The organism is Silanimonas sp. (assembly GCF_027530345.1).
Lineage (GTDB): Bacteria > Pseudomonadota > Gammaproteobacteria > Xanthomonadales > Xanthomonadaceae > Silanimonas.
The window spans coordinates 52,416-77,874 of the sequence record NZ_JAPZQK010000002.1 but is presented as its reverse complement, the minus strand read 5'-3'; the positions used below and the strand labels follow the sequence as shown (position 1 = coordinate 77,874).

The window sequence follows — 25,459 nt, the reverse complement described above, 5'->3', positions numbered from 1 at the left end:
CCTAGGGTGCTTAGCTCAGCGGTAGAGCGTCGCCCTTACAAGGCGAGGGTCGGGGGTTCGAAACCCTCAGCACCCACCAAGTTTTCGGCGGAGTGGTAGTTCAGTCGGTTAGAATACCGGCCTGTCACGCCGGGGGTCGCGGGTTCGAGTCCCGTCCACTCCGCCACTTTCTACTCAAAGGCGCCGCAAGGCGCCTTTGTTTTTTCCAGACCTCGCGTTGGAGCCTGCGCTCACCATGTTGGAAAGAATCCGTGAACACACGTCGGGTTGGTTCGCTTGGGTCGTCATCGGCCTGATCATCTTCGCCATGGCGTTCTTCGGCATCGAGCAGTATTTCCAGACCCGCATCGATACCTATTCCGCGAAGATCGAATCGCCGCCGACCTGGTGGCGCGATGCCCCTTCGGATGGCGCGACGGGCCGTCTCGCCCGTGCCTTCGTCTGGGACAGCGTCGAGATCTCGCAGGCGGAATTCCGCGAACGCTTCGATCGCTATCGCGAGCAAGTGCGCGCGCGTGCCGGCGACGCCTATGACGCCGAACAGGTGGAAAGCATCGAGACCAAGCGTCTCGTGCTGGACGGCCTCGTCGACGAGAAGATCCTCGAGATCGCGGCACAGCGCGACGGCGTGGCGGTGGATGCCTCGCAGATCCGCAAGGCCATCCTCGAGATCGACGGCATCACGCAGGACGGCGAGTTCATCGGCGAGGACGCCTACAAGATCTGGCTGCAGTCGCGCGGCCTGACCGCGGCGGGTTTCGAAGCCCTGATCGCCCGCCAGCTGACGACGTCCACCCTGCCCAACGCCGTCGCCGAGAGCGGCCTCGTGGGTGATGCCGAACTGGAGAGCCTGCTGAAGCTTCAGCAGGAAACCCGCGATCTGCGTTTCGTCGAGATCCCGCCGCCGGCGCTGCCAGCGGACGCCACCAATGATGCCGCCCTCGCGGAATGGCATTCGGCCAATGCGGAGCGCTACAGCACCGAGGAGACCGTCACGATCTCCTACCTCGAGTTGGACGTCGCGAGCATTGCCGTGGCTTCCGAACCGACGGAGCAGGACCTCCGCGATCGCTACGAGAGCGAGAAGGGCCGTTTCGGCACCGAGGAGGAGCGCGTCGCTGCGCACATCCTCGTCGCTCTCCCAGCGGATGCGGACGACGCGGCCATCGAGGCCGCGCGTGCGAAGGCAGCGGCTATCGCTGAACAGGCGCGTGCGGAAGGCGCTGATTTCGCGGCCCTGGCCGCGGCGAACAGCGAGGACCTCGGCTCGAAGGATCTGGGCGGCGATTTGGGCACGATCGCCCGTTCGACCGAGGATGCGCCGGGCCTCTATCCGAAGCCCCTTGAGGATGCGGTGTATGCCTTGGCCGAGGGCGGCGTGAGCGATCCGGTTCGCACCGACGCGGGCTGGCACGTGATCAAGCTGACGCAGCTGGTGGCGGGTTCGCAGCAGCCGTTCGAGGCCGTGCGCGACCAGCTCGCCGCGGAGTTCGGCGAATCGGAGCGCGAGCGCCTGTTCAACGAGAAGAGCGGCACGCTGATCGACGCGATCCTGCGCGAGCCGAACTCGCTGCCGGCCGTCGCGCGCGCGATGGAGGTCGAGGTCAAGGCGACCGAGCCGTTCACCCGCGCCGGAGGTGACGGCGTGGCGGCGATCGAGGCGGTGCGCGCGGCCGCGTTCTCGCGCTCGCAGAAGGACGATCGCCTCGTCAGCGATCCGATCGAGATCGGCCCGAACCAGGTCGTCGTGCTGCAGGTGACCGAGCATGCGCCGTCGGCGCTGCGCCCACTCGCCGAGGTCCGTGACCAGGTGCAGGCCGATCTGCAAGCCGACCGCTTGGCCACCGCGGCCCGCGAGCGCGCGGAAGCCCTGCTGGAGCGTGCGCGCAAGGGCGAGACCCTCGAGGCGCTGGCGACTGAACTCGGCATCGTGCCGCAGGACAGCAATGGTGTTGCGCGCCAGGCCGGCTTCCCGGACCCGGCGATCGCGACCGAAGCGTTCCGCCTGCTCCCGATCGAAGCGGGCAAGCCCGCGGATGTCGGGTTGGCTGAATTGAGCGGCGGCCGTTTCGCCCTCGTTGTGGCGACGAAGGTGACGCCGGGTGACACCAGCACGCTGACGCCGGATGTGCGCTCGCAGATCCGCGCGCAGCTTGCGCAGATGCGCGGCGACATGGAGCGCCAGGCCTTCGTGAAGGCACTGCGCGGCCAGTTTGAGGTCACGGTTGCCGAAGAGCGCCTTTGATTCGGGGCGGCCCCGGCCGCCCGCGAAACGATTCCCGGCGGTCCCTCCAGGAAACGGAAAAGCCCGGCGAAAGCCGGGCTTTTCCGTTGCTGCGCCGGGGCGGCGTGCCGCCTGCGCCCGCGATGCCGACGGGACTCAGTGGCTGTCGCTGTCCAGCCCGGCCATGCCGAGGATGCTGTAGCCGCCATCCACGTAGGTGACTTCGCCGGTGATGCCGGCCGCGAGGTCGGAGCACAGGAAGGCGGCGGCGTTGCCGACGTCCTCGATGGTGACGTTGCGGCGGATCGGGGCGACCTCCTCGACGTGCTTCAGCATCTTGCGCAGATTGCCGACGCCGGACGCGGCGAGCGTCTTGATCGGGCCGGCAGAGATGCAGTTCACGCGGATGCCTTCCGGGCCGAGGTTCAGCGCGAGGTAGCGGACGCTGGCTTCGAGCGCGGCCTTGGCCACGCCCATCACGTTGTAGCTCGCGAGCGCGCGCTCGGCGCCGAGGTAGCTGAGCGTGAGGATGGCCGATTGGCGGTTCGCCATCATCGGACGCGCGGCCTGCGCCAGCGCCGACAGCGAATACGCCGAGATGTCGTGGGCGATGCGGAAGTTCTCGCGCGTCAGGTGGTCGAGGTAGCCGCCGTCCAGCGCTTCGCGCGGGGCGAAACCGATCGAGTGCACGAGGATGTCGAAACCGTCCCAGTGCTTGCCGAGCTCGGCCATGCAAGCGGCGATCTGCGCGTCGTCGGCGACGTCGAGCGGGATGACGATATTCGAGCCGTATTCGGCGGCGGCGTCCTCGACGCGCGATTTCAGCTTCTCGTTCTGGTAGGTGAAGGCCAGCTCGGCGCCTTCGCGACGCATGGCCTCGGCGATGCCGTTCGCGATCGAGCGCTGGCTGGCGATGCCGGTGATGAGGGCGCGCTTGCCCGCAAGGAAACCCATGGAACCTCCGGATGGTCAGGCGTCGACGACGCCGCAGCGCGACAGTGTGACGACGCGCGAGGGCCGCGCCAACTGTACGCCTCAGTCTGGAATGCGCAGGGTTCGCCCGATGCGCAGCGGGCGCGCCGCGTCGATGCCGTTGAATGCGGCGAGGGCGCGCACTGTCGTGCCGTAGCGGCGGGCGATGCGCCAGAGCGTTTCGCCGGAACGGACGGTGTGCTCGAGCGGCGCCTCGGCCGGCGCTTCCTCGTTCCCGGCGAAGGGCGCGGACGACGAGGCGATCGGCGCCATCGCGACGGCGGAGCCCACCGGGACGAGCAGGCGGCGCGGGGCGCCCGACCGGCCGATGCCCGAGCGGTAGGCCGGATTCCAGCGGGCGAGGGTTTCGGGTGCGGTGCCCCAAGCGCGGGCCACGGCATCCAAGCGGGTTGCACCGTCCGGTGCGCGGCGCACTTCGAGCGGGGTGAAGGCGTCGACGGGCAGGGTCAGGCCGTGACGGGTGGGTTCGGCGATCAGGCAGGCCAGGGCGTGGAGCTTCGCGACGTAGGCGTAGGTGACGCTCGACAGGCCGGCGGGGAGCCGGCGCTCGCCCGAAACCCGCGATGCGCCGTCGCGGGCGAACGCGCGGCGGAGCCGTCCCTCTCCAGCGTTGTAGGCCATGGCCGTTGCCCGCCAATCGCCGAACTCGGCGTGGAGGGCGGCGAGGTAATCGAGCGCGGCGTCGGTAGCGTCGACCGGCGACAGGCGGCCGTCGTAGCCGCGCCCCACCTGCACGCCGTGGTTGCGCGCCGTGCTGCCGATCATCTGCCACAGCCCGGTCGGGCCCCCCGGGCCGCGGGCTTCCGGGCGATAGCCGCTCTCCACGATCGGAATCAGCGCGAACTCCCCGGGGAGCTTGCGGGCTTCGACGGCTTCGACGACATAGGCCATCAGCGGCAGCGCTTCGCGCAACTGACGCTCGAAGCTGGCGGGATGTCCGGCATAGCGCCGGCGCCACTGGCGGTTGTGGTCGCCGCGCACGCAGACCGGCGGGGCGAAGGATTCCGCCAAGCGCTCGAACAGCACGCGGCCGTCGGCGATCCGGGCGGGGCGAGCGGGTTCGGCCTCGGGCTGCGGGGCAGCGGCCCGGCGCGGCGGGGGCGGAGCGAGCTGCAGCGGCTCGCTTGGCTCCTCGACGGCGACGGGGTCGGGCGGCCCGGGAGGCGCCGGGGCCGGCAGTGTCGTGCAGCCCGCGGCGAGCCCGCAAAGGGCCAAGGCGGCCAAGGCGTGACGGATCAGGCGGGCAGGTCGGGAGGGCAGGGGCACGGGCTCAACATCGGGCACGCGGCCCTTTGCCGCACAATCGCGACCATGCCGGCCCTCCAACTCCCCCGTCAAGCCGAAGCCCTGAACCGCTGGCTGGCCGATCCCCCCGCCCGGGGCTTGCTGCTCGGCGCGCAATCCGCCTGGACCGAACACGGCGCCGATGGCGGCGGACAGGTGTCGCTGCGGATGCTTCCCGAACTGGACTGGCTGGTCCCAGAGCCCGCCGCCTGCTTCGCGGAGACGTGGACGCTGGCCCCCGACGCGGGCCGGTGGCAAGGGGCCTGGCGCTCTGACCTGCACACGTTGCCGATGGCCAGCGCCGCGGTGAGCCGGATCGACCTGCGCTTCGTCCTCGAGTCGGTGCCCTCGCCCGAGCGTCTGGTCTCGGAGTGCGCGCGGGTCCTGCGTCCGGATGGGCGACTGCTGGTGTTCGGCCTGAACCCGTGGGGCTTGGCCCGGCTGCGCTGGGCGCGGCATGGCGTGCGGGCCTTGCCGTGCTCTCGTATCGTCGATCTGCTGCGCGGCGAGGGGCTCGACGTCGTGGCGCAGCGCACGCTTGGGCCGCGTTGGCGGCCGGCCGCCCTCGATGTGGCCCCCGTGCCGGCGCGCATGGACTGGGGGCGCGTGGCTTGGGCCCTGCTGGCGGTGCGCCGCGATATTGGTCTGACGCCCCTGCGCCGTCCCGCCGCAGCCTGGCGCGCCTCCCCCGGGGTACCGGCCGCCTGAGCCGGGCCCGTATCATCGGGCCATGAAGTCGATCGAAATCCATACCGACGGTGCCTGCCTCGGTAACCCGGGGCCGGGCGGCTGGGCCGCACTGCTGCGCTTCAACGGTACCGAGCGCGAGCTCGCCGGCGGCGAGGCGCAGACCACCAACAACCGGATGGAGCTGATGGGCGCGATCGCTGCACTCGAGGCGCTGAAGGAGCCTTGCGCGGTCGTGCTGCACAGCGATTCCAAGTACGTGCTTCAGGGCATCAGCGAGTGGATGCCGGGCTGGAAGCGCAAGGGTTGGAAGACGGCAGGCGGCGGCGCGGTGAAGAACCAGGACCTCTGGCAACGCTTGGATGCCGCGGCGGCGCAGCACCGCATGACCTGGACGTGGGTGAAGGGCCATGCCGGCCACGTCGACAACGAGCGCGTGGACGTGTTGGCTCGCACGCAGGCCGAGCGCTATCGCAGCGGGGCCACGGCGTGAGGCAGGTCATCCTCGACACCGAGACGACCGGCCTGTCCTGGGAAAAGGGCAACCGCATCGTCGAGATCGGCTGCGTCGAGCTGATGGAGCGCCGCCCCACGCGGCGGCATTTCCAGCGCTACCTCAATCCCGAGCGCGAGATGGAGCCGGGCGCGGCCGAGGTCACCGGCCTCACCTGGGATTTCCTCCGCGACAAGCCGCTCTTCCACGAGGTGGCGCAGGAGTTCCTCGACTTCATCCGCGGTTCGGAACTGGTGATCCACAACGCGGCCTTCGACGTCGGCTTCTTGAACGCCGAACTGGCGCGGTTGGGCCCGGAATACGGCCGCATCGACGATCACGTGATCGGCGTGCTCGACACGCTGGCGCTGTCGAAGCAGCGTTTCCCCGGCCAGCGCCATTCGCTCGATGCACTGTGCAAGCGCCTCGGCGTCGACAACGGCCATCGCACGCTCCACGGCGCGCTGCTCGATGCCGAGCTGCTGGCCGATGTTTACCTCACGATGACCTCCGGTCAGGGCGAGTTCTCGCTCGGCGCCGACGCCGGCGAAAACGGGACGTCCCGTGCCGCGGAAACCGCGCTTCGCCCCTTGGCGGCCGTGGTGCGCCGGGGCATCCTCCCCGAGGAAGCCGAGGCGCATGCGGCCCGCATGGCGGGCATCGCGAAGAAGGCCGGCGGCACGGTGCTCTGGGGGAGCGAGGCATGAATTCGACGGTGCTGCTGCAGGCGGTGGACATCGCTATTCCCGGCTACCGCATCCTGCGCACGCTGGGGCAGGGCGGCATGGCCTCGGTGTTCCTCGCCGTGCAGGAGTCGCTGGATCGCGAAGTCGCACTGAAGGTGATGGCACCGGCGCTCGCCGCCAACCCCGAGTTCGCCGAGCGCTTCCTGAAGGAAGGCAAGCTCACCGCCAAGCTGCAGCACCCGAACGTCGTGACCATCCACGACATCGGCATGCACAACGGCATCTACTACCTCTCGGCGGAGTTCATCCCGCGCGGCACGCTGAAGGAACGGATCACCGACGAGGGGCTGTCGGTGGGCGAGGCCCTCAATGTGCTTTCCGACATTGCGCATGGCCTCGACTACGCGCACGAGAAGGGCGTGGTGCATCGCGACGTCAAGCCGGGCAACGTGCTGTTCCGCAAGGACGGCCGCGCCGTGCTGGCCGATTTCGGCATCGCCAAGGCGATGGATGGCGGCACCAGTTCGACGATGGCGGGCATGTCCGTCGGTACGCCGGATTACATGAGTCCCGAGCAGGCGCGCGGCGAACCCGTGGACGGCCGCTCCGACCTCTACAGCCTCGGCGTGATGCTGTACGAGATGCTCACGGGCCGCCCGCCTTACGAGGCGCCCGACGCTTTCTCCGTGGCGCTCTCCCACATCACCGAGCCCATCCCTACCCTACCGCCGCAGCACGCGTGGTTGCAGCCGCTGCTCAACGGCCTGATGTCGAAGATGGCCGGCGAGCGCTACAACACCGGCGCCGCGGTGATCGCTGCGGTGCAGCGCATGCTGCCGACGGCCCCGCCGGGCGCCGTCGACGTGCAGGCGTTCGAAGCGCGCGAGGGCATGGCGCGCTCGGCGCCGGCGGCCACGCAGCAGCGCACGCGCGTCAGCGACAAGGCCGCGAAGCAGGCGGGCACGGATGAGGCGTCGAACCCTTGGCCCCTGCGCATCGGCTTGGGCGTCGTGGCGACCGCTGTTGTGGGCGTGCTGCTGTGGGCGCCGTGGCGCTCGGCCGAGCCCACCTTGTTGCCGACGCTGGTCTCGGAGCAGCCGGTGGCGGGCCCGGGCGTGGCGACCTTCGAGACGCCGGGCGAGACGGGCGTGGCAGCCGCGACGATGAGTGCGGACGAGATGGATCTGGCGCTGCGGCAGGCGGAGGCGTACCTCCAGCAGGGCACCCAAGTGGTGGGGAGCGAGGGCGTTGGCCTCCGCGGTCACGAGGACACGGCGCTTGGCAAGTTCCAGAGTGTGCTCTCGGCGGATCCGACCAACCCAGCGGCGATCGCTGGTGTTGCGGCGGTGGCGGCCTACTACCGGGATTCGGCCACCAAGCTCTGCGCTGCCGAGCGTTGGATCGGCTGCGCGACGGTCGCGGGTTACGGCTTGGAAGCCCTGCCCGACGACCCCGAGCTGCTCAAGCTGAAGGAAACCGCTGAAGCGGCCCAGCGCGGCCTCTGAGCCTCAGGCGCGGCGCAGCAGCACCGCGGTGACGTTGTCGCTGCCGCCGCCGTCGAGTGCGGCGGCGATCAGGTGGTCGACGCATTCCTGCGCACTGATGTCCTTCTGCGCGACCGCCTTGGCGATCATGCCGTCGTCGACTTCCTCCGTCAGGCCGTCGCTGCACAGCAGGATGGCCATGCCCGGGCGCAGCTCGCCGGCCACCGTCTCGACGTTGAGCTTGTCCGGCTCGGTGACGCCGAGCGCCTTGGTGACGACGTTGCGGTAGGGATGGCTGCGCGCCTGCTCCGGCGTGAGTTGCCCTTGGTCGATCAGCTCCTGCACATAGCTGTGGTCGGAGGAGACCTGCTGCAGCTTGCCGTTCCACAGGTAGGCGCGGGAATCGCCCACCCAGGCCAGTTCGAAGCGATGGTTCGGCGCCACGCGAACGGCCACCACGGTGGTGCCCATCGGCATGCTTTCGTTGCGCCGCTTCGACTGCCGGATGATGTCCTCGTTGGCGCGAAGAATGGCCTCGGCCAGCGACTTGCCGGCGCGCACCTCGCGGACGATGGCATCGCGCGCGAGGGCACTGGCCACTTCGCCGGAGTCGTGCCCGCCCATGCCATCGGCCACCAGCCAGAGTCCCAACTCGGCGTCGCCGTAGTAGGTGTCCTCGTTGAGTTCGCGGCGGAGGCCGACGTGGCTAAGGTGGCCGAATTCGATCATCGCCAGATCCTACTCAGAACTCGCCACGGATGCCCAGCGCGAGATTGGTCTGGGTGAAACCGGACTTGCCGATCACCCGTTCCACGTAGACGAAACCGGAGCGCCCACCGGCGAACAGCACCGACAGGCCGCCGCCGATGCGGAAGAAGCTGCTGTCGATCGGCTCCCCTTCGATGCTGAAGCGCGTGGCGCTCGGGTCGGCGAGGAAGCGGGCACCGACGCGCTGCGGGTCGTCGCGGTACTCGTGCTCCCACTCGACCTGCAGGTGCGGCATCAGGATGCCCCAGTCGCGGCTGAGCGCCGTGCTGAACTTCGTGCCGATGACGCTCGCCAGCGAGGTGTGGGTGCCGGGGAAGATCTCCAGCGCGAGGCCGCTGCCTGCGCCGCTGCCGATCACCTCGCGGCCGGCGTCGAAATCGATGCGCGAATACAGCAGTCGGCCATAGGGCCCGATGTTCCAGGTGCCGGCCTGGTAATCGCGGCCCACCGTGCTGGCCACGGAGAGCAGGTCGCCGTCGAGGCGTCCGCGGGCGGTCTGGTCGATGGTGCTGCTGCCGCCCGGGCCGGTCAGCGTGTAGCGGATGCGGCGCAGGGTCTCGTAGTCGTTGCGGCCCCAGGTCAGGACGGCATCCGTGTACCAGCTCTCGTCACGGTAGAACGTGGCGTAGGCCGACAGGCTGTAGCCGTCTGCATCGACGTTGCCTTCGCCACTGGCCAGCTCGGTGTCCTGCTTGGTGTAGCCGAGCGACGCACCGGCCACGAAACCGTCGTTGAAGCGGTAATCGACGCCGGCGGTCAGGCCGTTGATGTCGAAATCGTAGGCCGGCGTGCGACGACCGGCCTCGGACTCGCCGCGGCCGATCGTGCCGGAGACGAAGTAGCCCCAGCGGTCGAATCCGGCACCGGCTTCGGTGGTCTGGTCGGCATTCAGCGCCTTCCCGACGAAGCTCGTGACGGGGATCGCGCCGGCCGGCGAGGCCAGCGCCAAGCCGCCGAACGCACTGCCCTGGGTGCCCGATCGCAGGGCGGCGATGCGCGCCTTGAGATTGTCGAGCTGCGCCTGTCCGGCCTGCAGCGCGACGTTCACCATGGCCAGCGTGGTGTCGGGCAGCAACTGGTCGAGGGCGTCGGCGATCTGGCCGGGATTGGCGCCGGCGAAGCTCTGGCAGCGCGCGAGCAGGTCGCTCTGTTCGGCGGTGCGCTGCGCGACGGGAATGCGCGCGATGGCCGCGCAGGCGTCCTGGATCACGCCGCCGAGTTCGCGTTCCGGGCCCGTGAGGCCCGGCAGGTTCTCGAGGTTGTTCGCGGTGGCCGCCACCGTGGTGCTCAGGCCCGGCGTGGCGGGAACGCTGGCTTGGATGCTGACGACGCCACTGCTGTTCGGGCCCAATGTGACCACGGCACTGACGCGGCCGTCGGCCCCGGTGACCTTGGTGATTTTCGCCATGGGGCCACCGTCGCCGGCGACCGTCGCATCGCCGTCCACCCGGATGTCCACCATCACGCCCTGTTCCGGTTGGCCGTTGCCCCGCACCTCGATGACGATCGGGTTCGGCAGCGGTAGGCCGGGAATGCCCTGCTGGTCGCCGCCGGACACGAGGGCGAGGGTGCGCACGAAGGTTGAGGTCACCGCGAAGTCGACGGTGGCGCTGGTGTCGTCGGCGCGTGCCGCGCGGACGACGATCGCTCCGGGCGTGGCGCCGAGCTGCAGTCCCGCTTGAGCGCGTCCTGCGGCATCGGTGGCCGGGATCGGGGATGACAGCGTGGCGTCACCGGATACGACGGTCCAGGTGATGCCGATGCCCGGAGCGGCGATGCCGTTGTCGCGCGCTTCGACCACCAGTGGGTTGGGCAAGGCCGTGCGCGTCGGCGCGTTCTGGTTGTTGCCGGAGACCGACACCATCGTCCGCGTCAGCGTCGAGGTCAGCGAGAACGTGGCATTGGCCGTGGGGTCATCGGTACGGCTCACCCGCACCACGATGGGTCCAGGCGCGGCGCCGAAACGCACCGTCGCCTGGCCTTGCCCGGCGGCGCCGGTCACGGCGTCCGCCGTCGTGATCGCGGCGTCGCCCGACACGACGGCCCAGTTCAGTCCCACGCCCGCCGCGGCGACGCCGTTGTCGCGGGCCTCGACGACGAGCGGGTTGGAGGCCGCCGTGCGGGTCGGGCCCCTCTGGTTGTTGCCGTTCACCGGGACGATCGTGCGCACCGTCGGTGGCTGCACATTGATGGTGTAGTTGATGAAGAAGTCGGAGTTGTCGACACGACTGGCGGAGATGGTGGCCGCACCCGTGCCCGGCCCGAAGGTGGCGACCACGCTCGCGTTGCCGGTGGCATCCGTGTTCGTCGAGGTGGAAGACAGCGTCACCGGGCCGCTTGCGAACCACACGATCGTCGTGCTCGCGGGCGTTCCGCTGTCGTCAGCGGTTACCCGGACGATGGTGGACGTGCCCCCCTCCGCGTCGAAGCTCACAGGCCCGACGGGGCTGAGGTTGCGGATGACCGGCACCGTCGCGGTGATGGTGTAGTTGATGATGAAGTTCGCCGGCGACCCGAAACAGCCCGCCGTGCACTCGATGCGCACCACCATCGTTCCGGCGACAGGGCCGACGTTGATCAACGAGTTCCGCGAGCCGGGCAGGTTCGTCTCCGACGGTGGGGAGACGTTGCCTCCGGTGGTGTCGGTGACGATCGACGTCGTTGTGGTGATCGCGGTGCCGCAGCCGCCGCCGCCGACCGTGTAGTCGACGCTAAGGCTGTCGCCGGTGTTCGCGACCAGCGTGGTCACGCCGTTGGGCGTGATCTCGCAGTTGATCGTCGCGAGCGCCGGCTGCGCGAGCATCGCCAGAGCGGCAAAGGCGAACAGCCGCACGCAGCGGCCAAGCAACGCGGAACTGGTCATCGAAGACTCCCCGGGGGCTGGCCACGCGTCGCATTTCCCCATGCGGGCGTGTATACACGTGGCCACGAGTATAGCTACGAAGCCGGCCGCGTCCGGCAACTGCCCGGAGGCCCCATGGCCGGTCGTCCTGCCCGTGTTTCCCGCGTCCCGACCTCGTCCCGACTCGCATCCGCCCTCGCGGTGTTCCTCGTTTCACTGGCGGCCGGCGCCTCCGCGCCCGTGGCGGCCCAGGACGGCCCCAGCGTCCGCAATGCCGAGGATCTCCTGGTCGTCGATTGCCTGCTGCCGGGGCAGATCCGCCAGCTTGGCCGGCAGGCCAGCTTCATGAGCGCGCGCCGGCCGATCCGCACCACGCAGGCGGATTGCGAGATCCGCGGCGGCGAGTACGTCGCTTACGACCGCGCGAACTACCAGACCGCGCTGAAGGTGTGGCTGGATGCAGCGATGGGCGGCAGTGCGGAAGCACAGAACGCTGTCGGGGAGATCTATGCCAAAGGACTCGGCATCGAACCCGACTTCGGCATGGCCTTCCAGTGGTTCAAGAAGGCGGCGGAGCAGGGCGACAAGCGCGCCATGATCAACCTTGGCTGGTTGTACGAGGAGGGCCTTGGTGTCGAGCGCGACGCGGCGAAGGCGGTGAACCTCTACCGGCAGGGCGCCGGCATCGAGGATGAATTGCTGTATGCCTCGGTGGTGCAGGTCGAAATCGACCAGCGTGACCAGCGCATCGAGGGCCTCGAGCAGGATGTCGCGCGGGAGCAGGCCGCGGCCGAAGCCCTGCGCGCGGAAGTGTCTCGGCTTCGGTCGCAGCTGGCCGAGCGACGTGCCGCCCTCGCCAGCGCACGCGCTGAACTCGCGGACACACGGCAGAAGCTCGAGGCGGCGAAACAAGCCGAGGACCCGGCGCTGCAACGCCTGTTGGAAAACACGCTGGCCGAGCAGGAATCGCAGATCGGTCGCCAGCGTAACCTGATCGCCGGGCTGGAGCGCCAGGTCGGCGCGGGCGGCGGCATGGCCGCGCGTCTCGAACTGATCGACCCGCCGCTGGTGGCGATGCGCGGCCGACCTGCCGCGGTAGTGCGTGGCGGCCCTGGCGAACGCACGATCACGGGTCGCGTGGCCGGTGCGGGCGAGGTCAAGAGCGTCACCATCAATGGCACCGACGTGCCGCTCAGCAGCGCTGGCCTGTTCCAGGCCAAGTTGCAGGCAGCGGAGGCGGGCACGCCGGTGAAAGTCAGCGCGACCAAGGCCGATGGTGGCGTTGCCACGCTCGAGTTCACCCTGATGACGGCCGGCGGTGGCTCGGCCATCGCCGCGGCCGAGACCACGTCGCCCAACGCCGCGCTGGGCCGCTACTACGCGGTGGTCATCGGCAACGACCGCTACGGCAATCCCGATTACCCGGACCTCCGCAGCGCGGCCAAGGACGCGACGGCGGTGGCGCGGTTGCTGGAGCAGCGCTACGGCTTCGAGACGCGGCTGCTGCTGAACGCCTCGCGGCTCGAGACGCTCACCGCCCTCGATGCCCTGCGCAAGACGCTCGGCGAGAACGACAACCTGTTGATCTACTACGCCGGCCATGGCGAGCTCTCGGATTCCGGTGAGGGCCATTGGGTGCCGGTGGATGGCCTGTCCGGCCGTTCGGAATCGTGGATTTCGAACCGCGCGCTGAGCGAAGTGCTCGACACCTTGCCCGCCAAACGCGTGCTCGTGGTGGCCGATTCCTGCTACTCCGGCACGATGACGCGCGCGTCGGTGCCGATCGCCGATGCCAGCCTCGATGCCGCCGGCCTCGGCCGTTGGCTTCGCGAGGCCACGGCCGGGCGTTCCCGCCTCGCCCTGACCTCGGGGGGCGTCCAGCCGGTGCCGGACACGGGTCCCAGCGGGCACAGCTACTTCGCCCGCGCCTTCCTCAACGTGCTCGAGGACAATCGCGGCGTGCTCGAGGCGACGCGGCTGTTCCAGGACGTCTCCGCCTCGCTCGCGCTGGCGACGCTGGATGCCAGCGTCGTGCAGGACCCCCAGTTCGCCCCGATCCGCTTCGCCGGCCACCAGAGCGGCACCTTCGTCCTGCAGGCGCGGGGCGCGGGCGCGTCGGCGGGAGGGCGCTGAGCCTTGCGGCCCGTCGCGGCAGGGCTGGCGCGAGGCGAGGGGAGGCTGTAAGATGCGCGGCTCGATCAGCCGCTGCACCACCGCGGCCGAGAGACCACCGGAGAGGTGGCAGAGTGGTCGATTGTACCTGACTCGAAATCAGGCGTACGTTTATAGCGTACCGAGGGTTCGAATCCCTCCCTCTCCGCCAGATCAGGAAAGGCGCCCCTTTTGGGGCGCTTTTCGTTTTTCCGCGCCATGAACGACCGCCGCCTGCCCGCCCTGACCGGACTCCGCGGACTCGCCGCGCTCTGGGTCCTCGTCTTCCACGCCTGGGCACTGTCGGGTGCCGCCGGGGCTGGGCTGCCTGCACCGATGACAGCACTGCTAGGCGCGGGATGGCTGGGCGTCGACGTGTTCTTCGTGCTGTCGGGGTTCCTGTTGGCCCGTGGGCTTGGAGATGAACTCGCGGGTGGGGAACGGCGCCCCGACTGGACTGCCTTCGCGCTGATGCGCGTGGCGCGCATCCTTCCGGCCTACTACGCGCAATTGGCGGTGTTCGCCCTGCCGGCCGCCGCCGTCTTGCTGACGCCCGCCATCGCGTGGACGCCCGCGTCGAACGGCGAGACGCTGGCCCATGTGGCCCTCTGGCTCAACGCCTGGCCCTGGATGCCGGCGCATCTGGGGCCGTGGTGGAGCTTGCCCGTGGAAGCGGGCTTCTATGCGGTCCTGCCCTTGCTCTGGTGGGCGTGGGGGGCATCGCGGCGGATGCTCGGGCTGCTGCTCGGCGCGGCGATCCTCGCGGTGGCGTGGCGCTTCGCGATGCATGACGTCACGGCCATCGAACAGCGCATCGGTTGGTCGGAGCACCTGCCGGGCCGGCTGGTGCAGTTCGTCGCGGGCATGGCCCTGGCGCGGTGGATGTCGACTGGAGAGCGCAAAGGCCGTGGCGGCATGGCTCAGGAGTCCCTCGGCGCCGCTCGGGCGCCCCTGTGGGCTGATGCCTTGGCCCTGCTGGCCTTCGCCGTGCTGGTGCTGCTGCCGCAACTCGGCGGCGATCGCGCATACGTTGGAATCATCGATGCGCGCGTTTGGACATGGTTCTGGCCCTTGTTCACCGCCGCGCCGGTCGCGGTGCTGCTGGTATCGCTGGTGCGTGCCCCGGAGGGCCGGGTCGCGCGCGCGCTGGGCAGCGCGCCGCTGGTCGCGCTGGGCACGGTCAGTTTCGGCCTCTACCTGTGGCACTACCCGGTGCAGTGGGCGCTGCGCGCGGCCCTCGGCGGCTACGTCCCGCCGACCTGGGGTTTGGCGGGTTACGTCGTCGCCAGCCTGCTCGTCTCGCTGGCCGTCGCGGCCCTGTCCTGGTGGGCCATCGAGCGCCCCGTCCTCGCCGCCGCCCGACGCTGGCGGGAGCGCCGCCGCGCTAAACTGCGCGCCCCGTGAACGGAGTACTCCCGATGTCCGAGATCAGCGTGCCGGTGTCGTTCGGCGAACTGCTCGACAAGATCGCCATCCTCGAGATCAAGTCCGAGCGGATCCGCGATGAGGCGAAGCTGGTCAACATCCGCCGCGAGCTCGACGCGCTGCGCGCGACCTGGGCGGCGCATCCGGCATCGCGGGTCGACATCGCCGCGCTCCTCGTGGCCCTGAAGGCGGTCAACGAGCGCCTGTGGGTGATCGAGGACGACATCCGCATCAAGGAGAAGGCGCAGGCCTTCGACCAGGAATTCATCCGCCTCGCCCGTGCCGTCTACTTCGAGAACGACGAGCGCGCCAAGGTGAAGAAGGACATCAACCTCGCGCTCGGCTCGACCTATGTCGAGGAGAAGAGCTACGAGGACTACAAGGTGCCCGGCGCGGCGCGCTGATCAGCGCCCGAGGTCGGCAGCGCAGGCCTCGAAACGCTCGATGACCTCGTCAATGCCGATGAGGTCCATGACCCCTTCGAACTCGACGCGCTTGCCCCAGGGCAGCGCCGTGGCGGGCTTGCGCAGGAAGCGCTCCGCCGCCTCGGCATAACGGTTCGGCGACCAGCGGCGGTCGGAGTACGGACCGCTGCGCTCGGCATCGGTGCAGGCGTGCAGGGCGATGACGCGGCAGCCCATCGCATTCGCCATGTGCACCGGCCCGGAATCGGGGCCGAGCAGGATCGAGGCGCGCCCGCAAAGTGCGAGGAAGCGCTTGAACGTGTCCTTGCCGATGAGGTCGAGGACGCGCTCGCGCCCGGTCATGGCCGCGAGGATGGCATCGCCGACCTCGCGCTCCAGAGCGCTTGGCCCGCCACACAGCACCACGCGCCAGCCGCGCGCCAGCGCTTGGGAGGCGACCGCGGCGTAGCGCTCGGCTCGCCAGTTGCGCAGTCGATGGCTGGAGCAGGGCGAGACCAGCAGGGTGGGCGTCTCGCCGGGAAGCTGCGCCGAAGCCCAGTCGTGGGCCTCGTCCGGCACCGGCAGGCGCCATTCGACGCGGTCCTGGGGGCATCCGAGGGCTTCCGCGAACTGCCCGAAGGCATCCAGCACATGGTGGCCCCCGGGAAGGATGCGCTCGTTGACGACGAGCCCGTGGCCTTCCTTGCTGCGCGCGGCGTCGTAGCCGATGCGGCGGTCTGCGCGCACCAACGTCGACAGCACGTTCGCGCGGAAGGCGAGCTGCATCTGCAGCAGGGCATCGAATCGACGTCCAGCGAGCGTCGCACGGAGTTGCTTCAGTCCCGGCCAGCCCGACTTTTTGTCGAAGACCACGAACTCCACGCCCTCGAGCCCCTTCAGCATCGCCGCCTCGGCCTTGCCGATGATCCAGGTGATGGCGATGTCGGGGCGATGGCGTTGCAGCGTCCGGACCACGGGCACGACGTGCGTGGCATCGCCAAGTGCGGACAGCCGCAGGATGCAGACGGAAGCGGGCGGAGAGGGCACGGGAAGGGCCTTGCTAGACTGCCGCGGATGATAACGTCCGCGCCCGCCAGCCAACCTGCGCTCCAGCTGCATGCCGCCACGGCATGGCGCGAGCGTGCGCGAGCCGAGTGGTTCGATGTGTCGCGCTATGGCGCGAACGCCCTGCCGATCGGCGTCGGTGGCCGCGGCGACGCCTGGTATGTCGAAGGGCCGTTCGGCGCCGGCGTGCTGCGCCATTACCGTCGCGGCGGCCTGATGGCGCGGCTCAGCACGCGACACTACCTGTGGCTGGGCGAGCGTCACGCACGCTGCGTGCGCGAGGTCGATTTGCTCGAGGCCTTGGTGGCCGCGGGCCTGCCGGTGCCTGCGCCCATCGCGGGGGCGTGGTGGCGTGAGGGCTTCTTCTATCGTGCGGCGCTGTTGATGGCGCGCGTGCCGGTCCGTGCCGACCTGATGAGTCTGGTGCACGAGGACGTCGCGAGTGCGCCGTGGGAGGCCGTGGGCACCACTTTGGCCCGGTTCCACCGCTTCGGGGCGCACCATCCCGATCTCAATGCGCGAAACGTGCTGCAGCGGACGGACGGTGGCATCACGCTGATCGACTGGGACCGCGGTACGTCGGGCCACGCACCGGGGCGGTGGTGCGAGGACGAGATCGCCCGCCTCGAGCGTTCGCTACTGAAGTACCGGCGCCACGTGGACCCGGCGCGCATCGGCCAAGGCATGGCGCGATTGCGCGCGGCGTGGCGCGAAGCGATGGTCTCGAACGGAGCGGCGCGATGACCTGGACGCTCCACCTGCTGGGCGTGGGCAATGCCGGCGCGGCCCCCGTGCTCGGCGCAGCCTCCGCCGTCATCGAGCGCGATGGCGCGCCGTTGCTGATGATCGATTGCGGGCAGGAAGCGCTGAGCGCCTTCCTCGCCACCTACGGTCGTTTGCCCGAGGCGCTGTTCATCACCCATGTGCACATGGACCACGTTGCCGGCCTCGAGCGGTTGTTCTATTCGGCGTATTTCGATCCGGCCCTGCGCGGCCGGGTGCGGCTGTACGTGCCGGCGCCCGTGGTGCCGCACCTGCAGCGGCGGCTTGCGGACTATCCCGGCGTGCTCGCCGAGGGTGGTGCGAACTTCTGGGACGCGTTCCAGTTGGTGCCGGTGAGCGAGTCGTTCTGGCACGCCGGCTGGCGGTTCGACGTCTTCCCCGTTCGCCATCACCGCCCCGACACCGCCTTCGGCCTGCGCCTGCGCGGCAGCGTGGTGTGGACCGGCGACACACGGCCCATCCCGGAGGTGCTGGCCGCGGTGGCTGACGATGGCGAGGTGATCGCGCACGACTGCGGGCTGCACGGCAATCCGTCGCATTCGGGTCTGGACGACCTTGAGCGGGAGTACCCGCGTGAGCTGATGGCCCGCTGCGTGCTCTACCACTATGCGAGCGACGCCGACGGCGAGGCCATGCGCGCGCGCGGCCAGCGGGTGGCGAGGGCGGGGGAGCGGCTGGCGCTGCAGGCGCCGACGGCGGAGCGGGTGACGGCCCCGCCAGCGTGACTCCGGCACCCGAATCAGCCGATACCGTTGCTCCCTTCCGGGCCTGGCGGGGTTTTCAGCCTATCGTCGCGGAGGCGCCAACGGGGCCGCCATAGAGGGTTCCGCTCAACAGCTTCGAAGTGGCGGACAGGGCGGGATTCGAACCCGCGAAGCGGGGTTTAGCCGCTTACACACTTTCCAGGCGTGCTCCTTCAACCGCTCGGACACCTGTCCACGCTCGTGCTGCACTCCCTTGGGCGGCCTCCGGCCTGCCTCAGGGAGCCGCGGATCATACCGGCCGGGCGGCGAGGGCACAAATGAACGGGGATTCGCGTGGCGCCGGGACGGCCCGGTTGGCACAATGCCCGTCGGTTTCCGGGGTGCGGCATGGCCTATCTCGTTCTTGCTCGAAAGTGGCGTCCGAAGCGCTTCGCCGAACTCGTCGGGCAGGAGCACGTCGTGCGTGCCCTGTCGAACGCGCTCGAATCCGGCCGCGTCCACCATGCCTTCCTGTTCACCGGCACCCGCGGTGTCGGCAAGACCACCATCTCGCGCATTTTCGCGAAGTCGCTGAACTGCGAGCGCGGCAGCGGCGCCGACCCCTGCGGCGTCTGCAACGTCTGCGTCGATGTCGACGCCGGCCGTTTCGTCGACCTGATCGAGATCGATGCCGCCAGCCACACCGGCGTGGACGACGTCCGCGAGCTGATCGACAACGCCCAGTACTTGCCTTCGCGCGGCCGTGTGAAGGTCTACCTGATCGACGAAGTCCACATGCTGTCGAAGAGCGCGTTCAACGCGCTACTCAAGACGCTGGAGGAGCCGCCGGAACACGTGAAGTTCCTGCTCGCCACGACCGACCCGCAGAAGTTGCCGGTCACGGTGTTGAGCCGCTGCCTGCAGTTCAACCTGCGCCGGCTGGAGCAGGAGCAGATCCACGGCCAGATGCGCCGCATCGTCGATGCCGAGGGCATTCCCGCCGACGAGCCGGCACTGGCCCTGCTCGCCCGCGGAGCGGACGGCTCGTTGCGCGACGGCCTGTCGCTGCTCGACCAGGCCATCGCGTATTCGGGCGGGCAACTCACCGCCGAGGCCGTGCACGCGATGCTCGGCACGCTCGACCATCAGGCCATCGGCGGGCTGCTGGCGGCGCTGGCGACCTTCGATGGCCCATCGCTGCTCGCGCAGATCGAAGCGATGGCCGCTTTTTCGCCGGACTACGCCCAGGTGCTCGACGACGTGGCCGCGGCGCTGCACGCCGTTCAGGTGAAGCAGCTCGTGCCCGAAGCGGCGCGCGCCGTCGACGGCGTGGATACGGAGGCGCTGGCCACTCAGGTGCCGGCCGAACTGGTGCAGCTCTGGTACCAGATGGCGATCAACGGCTCGCGCGACCTCGCGCTGGCGCCGACGCCGCGCGTCGGTTTCGAGATGGGGTTGCTGCGCATGCTGGCGTTCAAGCCGATGCCCGCTGGCGATGCGCCGGGGCCGCGCGGCGGCGAGCGCGCGACCGATCCGGCGCGGCCGCCCGCCACCGATGTCTCGCGCAGCGTCGCGGTGCCGGTCGTCGATGCGCCGGCCCCACGCAAGGCGCCGCCGTCGCCGTTCGCGCGCGCGGTCGAGCCCCCGCGTTCCGTGGAGCCGCCCCGCCCGCCGACGCCGTCGCCTTTCGTCGAAGCCGCGTCGATGGACGGTAGTGCGGCGCGGATGATCGAGCGACCTGTCGTCGAGGCGACGCCCGCGTCGGCGCCGATCGCCTCGAACGAAGACTGGTTGGCGGCGCTGCAGCGCCAGGCGCTTGGCGGTCCTGCGGGCCAGCTGGCCGCGCATGCGCGCTTCGTCAGTGGCGATGCCGACAGCCTCACGCTCGCGCTGCTGCCCGAGGGCGAAGCGATGAAGTCCGACATCAGCGTCCGTCGCCTGGCCGAAGGGCTCGCGCCGCTTTACGGCCGCCCGCCGCAGCTGCGTTTCGTTGATGCGCCGCGTGGCGAGACTTCCGGCGCCGAGACGCTGTTCGACCGCCAGCAGCGGCAGAAATCCGAGCGCCAGCAGGACGCCGAGGCGCGTTTCCTTTCCGATCCCGTCGTGAAGCAGCTGATGGCGCAGGGCGCCAAGCTCGTCGACGGGTCCATCCGACCGATCGAGGAGTAAGCCATGTTCAAGGGCAACATCGCGCAGGCCATGCAGATGGCGCAGCGCATGCAGGACAACATGAAGAAGGCGCAGGACGAGCTGGCCGCGCTGGAAGTCACCGGCAGTGCCGGTGGCGGCCTGGTCAGCGTCACGCTGAGCGGCAAGTTCGACGCCCGCAAGGTGCATGTCGATCCGCAGGCGCTCGGCGATGCCGAGATGCTCGAGGACCTGCTGCTGGTCGCGTTGAACGACGCGGTGGCGAAGGTCAACGAGGAATCCGGCAAGCGCATGTCGGCGGCGACGGCCGGCATGCCGATCCCGCCCGGGATGAAGGGCATGTTCGGCGCGTGAGCCCCAAGCGCGCGAGGACGCGGACGGCGGGCGCATGAGCAGTCCCCTGCTCGAGCAGCTCATCGAGGGTTTGCGCGTGCTGCCGGGCGTGGGGGCGAAGAGCGCCCAGCGCATGGCCTACCACCTGCTGGAGCGCGACCGTGAAGGCGCGTCGCGGCTTGCGGAGCGCCTGCAAGCCGCGGTCGAGCGCATCCGCCATTGCGTGCAATGCCGGGATTTCAGCGAAGCCGAAGTCTGCGCGATTTGCGCCAGCGCCTCGCGCGACCGCAGCGTGCTGTGCATCGTCGAGACGCCGGCGGACCGCCTCGCCATCGAGCAGGCCACGGGCTACCGCGGCCTGTACTTCGTGCTGCAGGGTCGGCTTTCGCCGCTGGATGGGATCGGGCCGCGCCAGCTCGGGCTCGACCTCCTCGGCGCGCGCCTCGCCGCCGGCGAGGTGCGGGAGATGATCATCGCGACCAATCCCACCGTCGAAGGCGAAGCCACGGCGCACTACCTCGCACAGATGGCGCGCGCCGCCGGCGTCACTCCGAGCCGGCTCGCGCAGGGTTTGCCGCTGGGCGGCGAACTCGAGTATGTCGATCGCGGCACGCTGGCGCACGCCTTCGGGCAGCGCAGCGAAGCATCGGGCTGAGACGGGCTACTCCGCGCCGCGCCGCGCTGGCATGCTCGCGGCGGACCGTTGGAGCCGACCATGCCCGAGACGATTTTCGACAAGATCATCCGCCGCGAGATTCCCGCCGACATCGTCTTCGAGGACGACCACGTGCTGGCCTTCCGCGACATCGCGCCGAAGGCGCCGGTGCACGTGCTGTTCATCCCGAAACAGCCCATTGCCACCCTCAACGACGCGTCGCCCGCGCAGGCGGAACTCCTGGGCCGGCTGATGCTCGCCGCGGCGGGCTGGGCGAAGGCCCAAGGCTTCGCCGAGAACGGCTACCGCGTGGTGATGAACTGCAATGGCGACGGCGGCCAGACGGTGTTCCACATCCACCTGCACCTGCTGGCCGGTCGGGCGATGGCCTGGCCGCCGGGCTGAACCCGCTCAGCGCGGGCGATGGCGCTTGAGCGCCTCGATCAATGCCGCCCGCTCGTGGTTGGTATCGGTGTTGGACGGCGCATAGCGCTGCGCGATGAACCGGCGCACGAGGCTCTCCGCGTCGTCCGCAGCGGAGGCCGTCGACGCGCGTGAGCGCAGGCGCTGGAGGAAGGCCTCGGCGGTCTCGTTCGATCGCTTCTCGAGCCCCTGTTTCGCCCAGCGCCTGAGGAACCCGCGCCAGGCGCGCAGCAGGGGGTCACGTTCGCCCTTCGGTGGCCACATCAGCACCAGCAGGGTGAGGCCAAGGGCGATGCCGGCGGCAATGACGAAGGCCTGCCCCACCTGGGTCGCACCGGCGCCGCGCCAGCCGAGGTTCTGCAGCAGCTCGGCTTGGCGCAGCGCGTCGTAGCGCACCACGAAGTTGTTCCAGGCCTCGCGCAGGCTGTCACCGATGTCGAACACCGGCTGCAGGGCTCCTGCACTCGAGCCGCCAGTGCCCAGCATGTCGTCGAGCGTGTCGTAGATGCGCTCCGGTGCCACGGCCGCGGTCGGGTCGACGCGCACCCAGCCTTCACCGTCGAGCCACACTTCGCTCCACGCGTGGGCGTCCATCTGTCGCACCACCCAGTAGCCGCCGACGCGGTTCGGTACGCCGCCGGTGTAGCCCGTGACCACGCGCGCGGGGATGCCAGCGCCACGCATCAGGATCACGAAGGCCGAGCTGAAGTGCTCGCAGAAGCCTTCCCGCGTATCGAACAGGAACTCGTCCGCCGTGTGGCGCCCCAGCGGCGGCGCCGAGATGCTGTAGGCGTGTTCCGCGTTGAACCATTCCAGTATGCGTCGGATGTAGGCGCGCTCGTCCACGGCGGCATCGCGCCATTCGCGGGCGCGCTGCAGGGTGCGCGGGTTGTAGTCGTCAGGCAAGCGCAGGAAGCTCTGCCGCAGGCTGCCATCCAGCATCGGCTCGTAAGGCTGCGGTGGTAGCGCGCGCAGTCGGTGCTGGCTGAGTGCGCGCAGGGGGGTGCGACTGCGCAGCGTGGCATCGAAGCCCAGCTCGAGGTCCGGTGACCAGCCCGTCGGGGATTCGAGGGCGAAGACGTAGCGGCGATCGGTGGGTTCGAGCGTCAGCGTATAGGCGACACCGCCCGTCGGCGGTGCGCTGGGCAGTGGCGGTGCCGGGAAGCCGCCGAGCCATTCGCTGCGCGTCCACGCGCGCCCGTCGAAGCGTGTCAGCACCGGCCCCCGCCAATACAGCGTTTCGCTCGGCGGTGTCGGGCCGTCGAAGCGCACCCGGAACGCCGGCTTGTCACTCCCCATCAGGTCGATCCAGTCGCCCGGGGCCATCGATTCGCTGAGGCCGGTGCGGGCGACGGCGTTCTCCGGCAGGCCCCAGAGTGGCGTGGGCAACCGTGGGAACAGCCAGAAGCCGACGAGCGCCAGCGGCGTGGCGAGTGCCAGCGAACGCAGCAGTCCAGGAAGCTCGCGGCGCAACGGCTTGGGCGCGGCCGGCGCTTCCGCCAACCGTCCCATGGCCAGCAGCACGCCCATGGCGGCCAACAGGCCGAGGGCGAGGGTGATCGGCCCTTGGTCCTGCAGGAAAGCGGCGAACGGCGCGAACAGGGCATAGGCGACCACGCGTTTGGCGTCGTCGAACTCGCGCAGCTCGGACAGCTTCAGCACCAGCATCGATAGCATCAGCGCGCTGCCAGCGTCGCGTCCCACCCGGAAGCCGAACCCCATCAGGACGGCGCCGGTGATCACCACGACCAGCAGCAGGCGGAGCGCGAGCGGGAGCGGCTTGCGAAGAGCGCTCCAGCCCGACACCAGGGCGACCGCGCCGATGCCCATGCCAACCGTCTCCGGCAGGTGCAACAGCAGGGGCAGGGCGGCGGCCAGCACGGCGACCACCACGGCGCGTCGCAGCGACGGGGTCAGCACGGGGGCGCGCGCGGCTGCAGGGGCAACACTCATGCGCCGGCCTCCGGCAGCAGGGCCAGCGCCCGCAGGCAGGCGTGGCGATGCTCGGTCCCGCGGGCCGGCCCCAGCGTGGTGCCGGGGATCTGCAGGCGATAGCGCCGGCCTTCGCGTTCGGCCTCCAGCACCCATCGCGCCAGCCGGGCGATGCGCTGCTCATGCGGCAGTTGGCGCAGCGCCTGCCAATCGAGCATCACGTCGCGCGCAACGCCGGCTTCGTACTCGCGGACCATCAGGCGCTCGAGTCGGGCACTCGCTTTCCACGCGATCTGGCGCGGTGCGTCGCCATTCCGGTAGTCGCGGAGGTGGTGGGTGTCCTCGCCGCTGCGCTGGGCGCGAGGCTGTCGCGCGCCGTCGCTGGCTGTGCCCGGTAACGGCGGGCCGCTGCGCTCCAGCGCCGGGTAGACGAGAACGCGCTGCTGCGGGCGCCACCAGCTCCAGGCGCGCGCGAGGCCGAGTGGGCGCGTGGTACTCAGGCGCAGTCGACCGAGGTCCATCAGGCCGCGTCGCGCGGTCGGGATCGTCAGCTCGACCTCGGCGTCCGCGCCGGTGACGAGCAGGCTGGCGGGCAGGTCCACGGCCTCGCCGGTCGCGGCGCGAAGCTGCACCCCTTCGCGCGACCGTTTACCGGATTCGAGGCGCAGCCTCAGCGCCAGCGATTCACCCGCGTGCACCGGCTCGGCATGCAGCGCGGTGATGCGCAGGCCGGAGAGCCGGAGGTGCGCGAGCACCACGCCGTTGTGGACGATCGCCGCCAGCAGGAAAGCCAGCATCAGGCCGGGGTTGTTGTTGTAGTTGAGCGCGCCGAGCAGCATGCCCAGCACCAGCACGCCGACCAGCAGGCCCTGCCGCGTCGGCAAGACGTAGATGCGCTTGCGGTCGAGGGTGATCGGCAGCGGCTCGGGCTTCCGCCCGCGTACGAAGGGCAGCCGCGCGAGGCGGTCCTCGATGCGCTCGAGCACGTCGGGCCGGGACGGCATCGTCAGTCGACCGCCACCGCTCCCAGGATCGAGGCCGCGAGCGCGTCGCGGCGATCGCCCTCCGCGTCGGCTACGAGGCGGTGCGCGGCGACCGAAGCGAACAGGGCCTGCACGTCGTCCGGCAGCGCGTGGGCGCGGCCCAGCAGCAGCGCATGCGCGCGCGCGCCGCGCAGCAGGGCCAGTCCGGCGCGGGGCGACAGGCCGACACGCACGCCGGCATGGCGACGGCTTTCGACCAGCAGCCGTTGCACGTAATCGAGCAGCGCATCGCTGGCATGCACGCCATCGACGGCCCGCTGCAGTGCGAGCACGTCGTCGGCGCCGAGGCGCGGCATCGTCTCGTTGATCATCAGGCGCCGGTCACGGCCCGCAAGCATGGCGCGCTCGGCCTCGGCATCCGGGTAGCCCATCGACAGGCGAAGCAGGAAGCGGTCCATCTGCGAGTCGGGCAGCGGGAAAGTGCCGGAGAGGTCGACGGGGTTCTGCGTGGCGATCACGAAGAACGGAGCCGGCAGCCGATGCGACACGCCATCCACGCTGACCTGCTGCTCGGCCATGGCTTCGAGCAGGGCGCTTTGCGTGCGCGGCGGAGCGCGGTTGATCTCGTCGGCCAGCAGCAGCTGGGTGAACACTGGGCCCGGATGGAAGCGGAAGCTGCGGTCGTTCTGGTCGTAGACCGACACGCCGAGGATGTCGGAGGGTAGGAGGTCGGCCGTGAACTGCATGCGCTGGAACTCCAGGCCCAGCGTTGCCGCCAGTGCGCGCGCCAGCGTGGTCTTGCCGAGGCCGGGAAGGTCTTCCACCAGCAGGTGCCCCCCCGCGAGCAGCGCGGTGAAGGCCAGCCGTACCTCGCGCCGCTTGCCCAGCACCAGCGTGTTCACCTGCTCGATCGCCGCGTCCAGGGCGGCGCGGGTGTCCACAGGTAGGATGGCGGCCGGTTTCGGGGGAGCGTGCATGGGCATTTCGGCTGCAGGGGAAGGCGTCGAGTCTCG

The 25,459-nt window shown here is 70.1% G+C and carries 22 protein-coding genes, 4 tRNA genes and 1 other RNA gene; 17 read left to right on the top strand and 10 right to left on the bottom strand.

The window, feature by feature from the left end; all coding sequences use genetic code 11:
• The first annotated feature begins 4 nt into the window (after positions 1–4).
• The 3 genes from O9255_RS00545 (at position 5) to O9255_RS00535 (ending at position 2,245) form a co-directional block, all read left to right on the top strand.
• Positions 5–79, top strand: a tRNA-Val gene (locus tag O9255_RS00545).
• Between the two features lie 10 nt (positions 80–89).
• Positions 90–166, top strand: a tRNA-Asp gene (locus O9255_RS00540).
• A gap of 69 nt (positions 167–235) precedes the next feature.
• Positions 236–2,245, top strand: a complete 2,010-nt coding sequence (locus tag O9255_RS00535) for a peptidylprolyl isomerase (protein WP_297864877.1) — start codon at positions 236–238, stop codon at positions 2,243–2,245.
• A gap of 135 nt (positions 2,246–2,380) precedes the next feature.
• Here the strand turns inward: O9255_RS00535 and O9255_RS00530 are convergent, their stop codons facing one another.
• Positions 2,381–3,178, bottom strand: a complete 798-nt coding sequence (locus O9255_RS00530; RefSeq protein WP_297864876.1) for an enoyl-ACP reductase — start codon at positions 3,176–3,178, stop codon at positions 2,381–2,383.
• 81 nt (positions 3,179–3,259) lie between these two features.
• Positions 3,260–4,483, bottom strand: coding sequence for a lytic transglycosylase domain-containing protein (locus tag O9255_RS00525; RefSeq protein WP_297864875.1), 1,224 nt, complete (start codon positions 4,481–4,483; stop codon positions 3,260–3,262).
• A 45-nt stretch (positions 4,484–4,528) separates the two neighbouring features.
• On the opposite strand from O9255_RS00525, the gene O9255_RS00520 reads away from it, so the two are divergent.
• The 4 genes from O9255_RS00520 to O9255_RS00505 are packed head-to-tail and all read left to right on the top strand — an operon-like array spanning position 4,529 to position 7,872.
• Entirely contained in the window at positions 4,529–5,209 is a 681-nt protein-coding gene (locus O9255_RS00520; RefSeq protein WP_297864874.1) for a methyltransferase domain-containing protein, read from the top strand.
• Between the two features lie 22 nt (positions 5,210–5,231).
• A complete protein-coding gene (gene rnhA, locus O9255_RS00515) occupies positions 5,232–5,681 on the top strand; it encodes a ribonuclease HI (protein ID WP_297864873.1) in 450 nt (149 codons plus the stop codon).
• Positions 5,678–6,388, top strand: a complete 711-nt coding sequence (gene dnaQ / locus O9255_RS00510; RefSeq protein ID WP_297864872.1) for a DNA polymerase III subunit epsilon — start codon at positions 5,678–5,680, stop codon at positions 6,386–6,388. Before rnhA ends, dnaQ begins: the two co-directional genes overlap by 4 nt.
• Positions 6,385–7,872: a serine/threonine-protein kinase gene (locus O9255_RS00505; RefSeq protein WP_297864871.1), complete on the top strand. Its 1,488-nt coding sequence runs from the start codon at positions 6,385–6,387 to the stop codon at positions 7,870–7,872. The genes dnaQ and O9255_RS00505 overlap by 4 nt, the downstream gene beginning before the upstream one ends.
• A 3-nt stretch (positions 7,873–7,875) precedes the next feature.
• Here O9255_RS00505 and O9255_RS00500 read toward each other — a convergent pair whose 3' ends face one another.
• Both O9255_RS00500 and O9255_RS00495 read right to left on the bottom strand, forming a co-directional pair.
• Positions 7,876–8,580: a protein phosphatase 2C domain-containing protein gene (locus O9255_RS00500; protein ID WP_297864870.1), complete on the bottom strand. Its 705-nt coding sequence runs from the start codon at positions 8,578–8,580 to the stop codon at positions 7,876–7,878.
• A gap of 13 nt (positions 8,581–8,593) precedes the next feature.
• Positions 8,594–11,482: an autotransporter outer membrane beta-barrel domain-containing protein gene (locus O9255_RS00495; RefSeq protein ID WP_297864869.1), complete on the bottom strand. Its 2,889-nt coding sequence runs from the start codon at positions 11,480–11,482 to the stop codon at positions 8,594–8,596.
• A 114-nt stretch (positions 11,483–11,596) separates the two neighbouring features.
• Between O9255_RS00495 and O9255_RS00490 the strand changes: the two genes are divergently transcribed.
• The 4 genes from O9255_RS00490 to O9255_RS00475 all read left to right on the top strand — a co-directional run bounded on the left by O9255_RS00490 (position 11,597) and on the right by O9255_RS00475 (position 15,441).
• A complete protein-coding gene (locus O9255_RS00490) occupies positions 11,597–13,594 on the top strand; it encodes a caspase family protein (protein ID WP_297864868.1) in 1,998 nt (665 codons plus the stop codon).
• A 99-nt stretch (positions 13,595–13,693) separates the two neighbouring features.
• A tRNA-Ser gene (locus O9255_RS00485) sits at positions 13,694–13,784 on the top strand.
• A 47-nt stretch (positions 13,785–13,831) separates the two neighbouring features.
• Positions 13,832–15,016, top strand: coding sequence for an acyltransferase (locus O9255_RS00480; protein WP_297864867.1), 1,185 nt, complete (start codon positions 13,832–13,834; stop codon positions 15,014–15,016).
• 14 nt (positions 15,017–15,030) lie between these two features.
• Positions 15,031–15,441, top strand: coding sequence for a DUF6165 family protein (locus O9255_RS00475; protein WP_297864866.1), 411 nt, complete (start codon positions 15,031–15,033; stop codon positions 15,439–15,441).
• Here the strand turns inward: O9255_RS00475 and O9255_RS00470 are convergent, their stop codons facing one another.
• A complete protein-coding gene (locus O9255_RS00470) occupies positions 15,442–16,488 on the bottom strand; it encodes a glycosyltransferase family 9 protein (protein ID WP_297864865.1) in 1,047 nt (348 codons plus the stop codon).
• 27 nt (positions 16,489–16,515) lie between these two features.
• Between O9255_RS00470 and O9255_RS00465 the strand changes: the two genes are divergently transcribed.
• A complete protein-coding gene (locus O9255_RS00465) occupies positions 16,516–17,250 on the top strand; it encodes a 3-deoxy-D-manno-octulosonic acid kinase (protein WP_297864864.1) in 735 nt (244 codons plus the stop codon).
• Positions 17,247–18,014 carry an MBL fold metallo-hydrolase gene (locus O9255_RS00460; RefSeq protein ID WP_297864863.1) on the top strand — a complete coding sequence of 256 codons (768 nt, stop codon included), beginning with the start codon at positions 17,247–17,249 and terminating at the stop codon, positions 18,012–18,014. The genes O9255_RS00465 and O9255_RS00460 overlap by 4 nt, the downstream gene beginning before the upstream one ends.
• Here O9255_RS00460 and ffs read toward each other — a convergent pair.
• Positions 18,001–18,097: signal recognition particle sRNA small type (gene ffs / locus O9255_RS00455), an RNA gene on the bottom strand. The genes O9255_RS00460 and ffs overlap by 14 nt on opposite strands.
• A 37-nt stretch (positions 18,098–18,134) precedes the next feature.
• Positions 18,135–18,227 (bottom strand) — tRNA-Ser (locus O9255_RS00450).
• A 153-nt stretch (positions 18,228–18,380) separates the two neighbouring features.
• Between O9255_RS00450 and dnaX the strand changes: the two genes are divergently transcribed.
• The 4 genes from dnaX to O9255_RS00430 are packed head-to-tail and all read left to right on the top strand — an operon-like array spanning position 18,381 to position 21,513.
• Complete coding sequence (gene dnaX, locus O9255_RS00445; protein ID WP_297864862.1) at positions 18,381–20,141, top strand: DNA polymerase III subunit gamma/tau; 1,761 nt, start codon at positions 18,381–18,383, stop codon at positions 20,139–20,141.
• Positions 20,142–20,144: 3 nt separating this feature from the next.
• A complete protein-coding gene (locus O9255_RS00440; RefSeq protein ID WP_297864861.1) occupies positions 20,145–20,474 on the top strand; it encodes a YbaB/EbfC family nucleoid-associated protein in 330 nt (109 codons plus the stop codon).
• Between the two features lie 34 nt (positions 20,475–20,508).
• Entirely contained in the window at positions 20,509–21,108 is a 600-nt protein-coding gene (gene recR, locus O9255_RS00435) for a recombination mediator RecR (protein WP_297864860.1), read from the top strand.
• Between the two features lie 60 nt (positions 21,109–21,168).
• Positions 21,169–21,513 (top strand): histidine triad nucleotide-binding protein, encoded by a 345-nt coding sequence (locus tag O9255_RS00430; RefSeq protein ID WP_297864859.1) that lies wholly within the window; start codon positions 21,169–21,171, stop codon positions 21,511–21,513.
• 6 nt (positions 21,514–21,519) lie between these two features.
• Here the strand turns inward: O9255_RS00430 and O9255_RS00425 are convergent, their stop codons facing one another.
• The 3 genes from O9255_RS00425 to O9255_RS00415 are packed head-to-tail and all read right to left on the bottom strand — an operon-like array spanning position 21,520 to position 25,429.
• Positions 21,520–23,484 carry a DUF3488 and transglutaminase-like domain-containing protein gene (locus O9255_RS00425; RefSeq protein ID WP_297864858.1) on the bottom strand — a complete coding sequence of 655 codons (1,965 nt, stop codon included), beginning with the start codon at positions 23,482–23,484 and terminating at the stop codon, positions 21,520–21,522.
• Positions 23,481–24,467 carry a DUF58 domain-containing protein gene (locus tag O9255_RS00420; RefSeq protein WP_297864857.1) on the bottom strand — a complete coding sequence of 329 codons (987 nt, stop codon included), beginning with the start codon at positions 24,465–24,467 and terminating at the stop codon, positions 23,481–23,483. The genes O9255_RS00425 and O9255_RS00420 overlap by 4 nt, the downstream gene beginning before the upstream one ends.
• Before the next feature lie 2 nt (positions 24,468–24,469).
• The gene (locus O9255_RS00415) at positions 24,470–25,429 is read right to left on the bottom strand and encodes a MoxR family ATPase (RefSeq protein ID WP_297864856.1); all 960 of its coding nucleotides are present in this window, start codon (positions 25,427–25,429) and stop codon (positions 24,470–24,472) included.
• Positions 25,430–25,459 lie beyond the last annotated feature (30 nt).

What these genes read in the sequence shown, in the direction of transcription:
- O9255_RS00535 (WP_297864877.1), top strand. Translation starts at nt 236, where the DNA reads ATGTTGGAAAGAATCCGTGAACACACGTCGGGTTGGTTCGCTTGGGTC.
- O9255_RS00530 (WP_297864876.1), bottom strand. Translation starts at nt 3,178, where the DNA reads ATGGGTTTCCTTGCGGGCAAGCGCGCCCTCATCACCGGCATCGCCAGC.
- O9255_RS00520 (WP_297864874.1), top strand. Translation starts at nt 4,529, where the DNA reads ATGCCGGCCCTCCAACTCCCCCGTCAAGCCGAAGCCCTGAACCGCTGG.
- rnhA (WP_297864873.1), top strand. Translation starts at nt 5,232, where the DNA reads ATGAAGTCGATCGAAATCCATACCGACGGTGCCTGCCTCGGTAACCCG.
- O9255_RS00505 (WP_297864871.1), top strand. Translation starts at nt 6,385, where the DNA reads ATGAATTCGACGGTGCTGCTGCAGGCGGTGGACATCGCTATTCCCGGC.
- O9255_RS00500 (WP_297864870.1), bottom strand. Translation starts at nt 8,580, where the DNA reads ATGATCGAATTCGGCCACCTTAGCCACGTCGGCCTCCGCCGCGAACTC.
- O9255_RS00495 (WP_297864869.1), bottom strand. Translation starts at nt 11,482, where the DNA reads ATGACCAGTTCCGCGTTGCTTGGCCGCTGCGTGCGGCTGTTCGCCTTT.
- O9255_RS00490 (WP_297864868.1), top strand. Translation starts at nt 11,597, where the DNA reads ATGGCCGGTCGTCCTGCCCGTGTTTCCCGCGTCCCGACCTCGTCCCGA.
- O9255_RS00480 (WP_297864867.1), top strand. Translation starts at nt 13,832, where the DNA reads ATGAACGACCGCCGCCTGCCCGCCCTGACCGGACTCCGCGGACTCGCC.
- O9255_RS00475 (WP_297864866.1), top strand. Translation starts at nt 15,031, where the DNA reads ATGTCCGAGATCAGCGTGCCGGTGTCGTTCGGCGAACTGCTCGACAAG.
- O9255_RS00465 (WP_297864864.1), top strand. Translation starts at nt 16,516, where the DNA reads ATGATAACGTCCGCGCCCGCCAGCCAACCTGCGCTCCAGCTGCATGCC.
- O9255_RS00460 (WP_297864863.1), top strand. Translation starts at nt 17,247, where the DNA reads ATGACCTGGACGCTCCACCTGCTGGGCGTGGGCAATGCCGGCGCGGCC.
- dnaX (WP_297864862.1), top strand. Translation starts at nt 18,381, where the DNA reads ATGGCCTATCTCGTTCTTGCTCGAAAGTGGCGTCCGAAGCGCTTCGCC.
- O9255_RS00440 (WP_297864861.1), top strand. Translation starts at nt 20,145, where the DNA reads ATGTTCAAGGGCAACATCGCGCAGGCCATGCAGATGGCGCAGCGCATG.
- recR (WP_297864860.1), top strand. Translation starts at nt 20,509, where the DNA reads ATGAGCAGTCCCCTGCTCGAGCAGCTCATCGAGGGTTTGCGCGTGCTG.
- O9255_RS00430 (WP_297864859.1), top strand. Translation starts at nt 21,169, where the DNA reads ATGCCCGAGACGATTTTCGACAAGATCATCCGCCGCGAGATTCCCGCC.
- O9255_RS00425 (WP_297864858.1), bottom strand. Translation starts at nt 23,484, where the DNA reads ATGAGTGTTGCCCCTGCAGCCGCGCGCGCCCCCGTGCTGACCCCGTCG.
- O9255_RS00420 (WP_297864857.1), bottom strand. Translation starts at nt 24,467, where the DNA reads ATGCCGTCCCGGCCCGACGTGCTCGAGCGCATCGAGGACCGCCTCGCG.
- O9255_RS00415 (WP_297864856.1), bottom strand. Translation starts at nt 25,429, where the DNA reads ATGCCCATGCACGCTCCCCCGAAACCGGCCGCCATCCTACCTGTGGAC.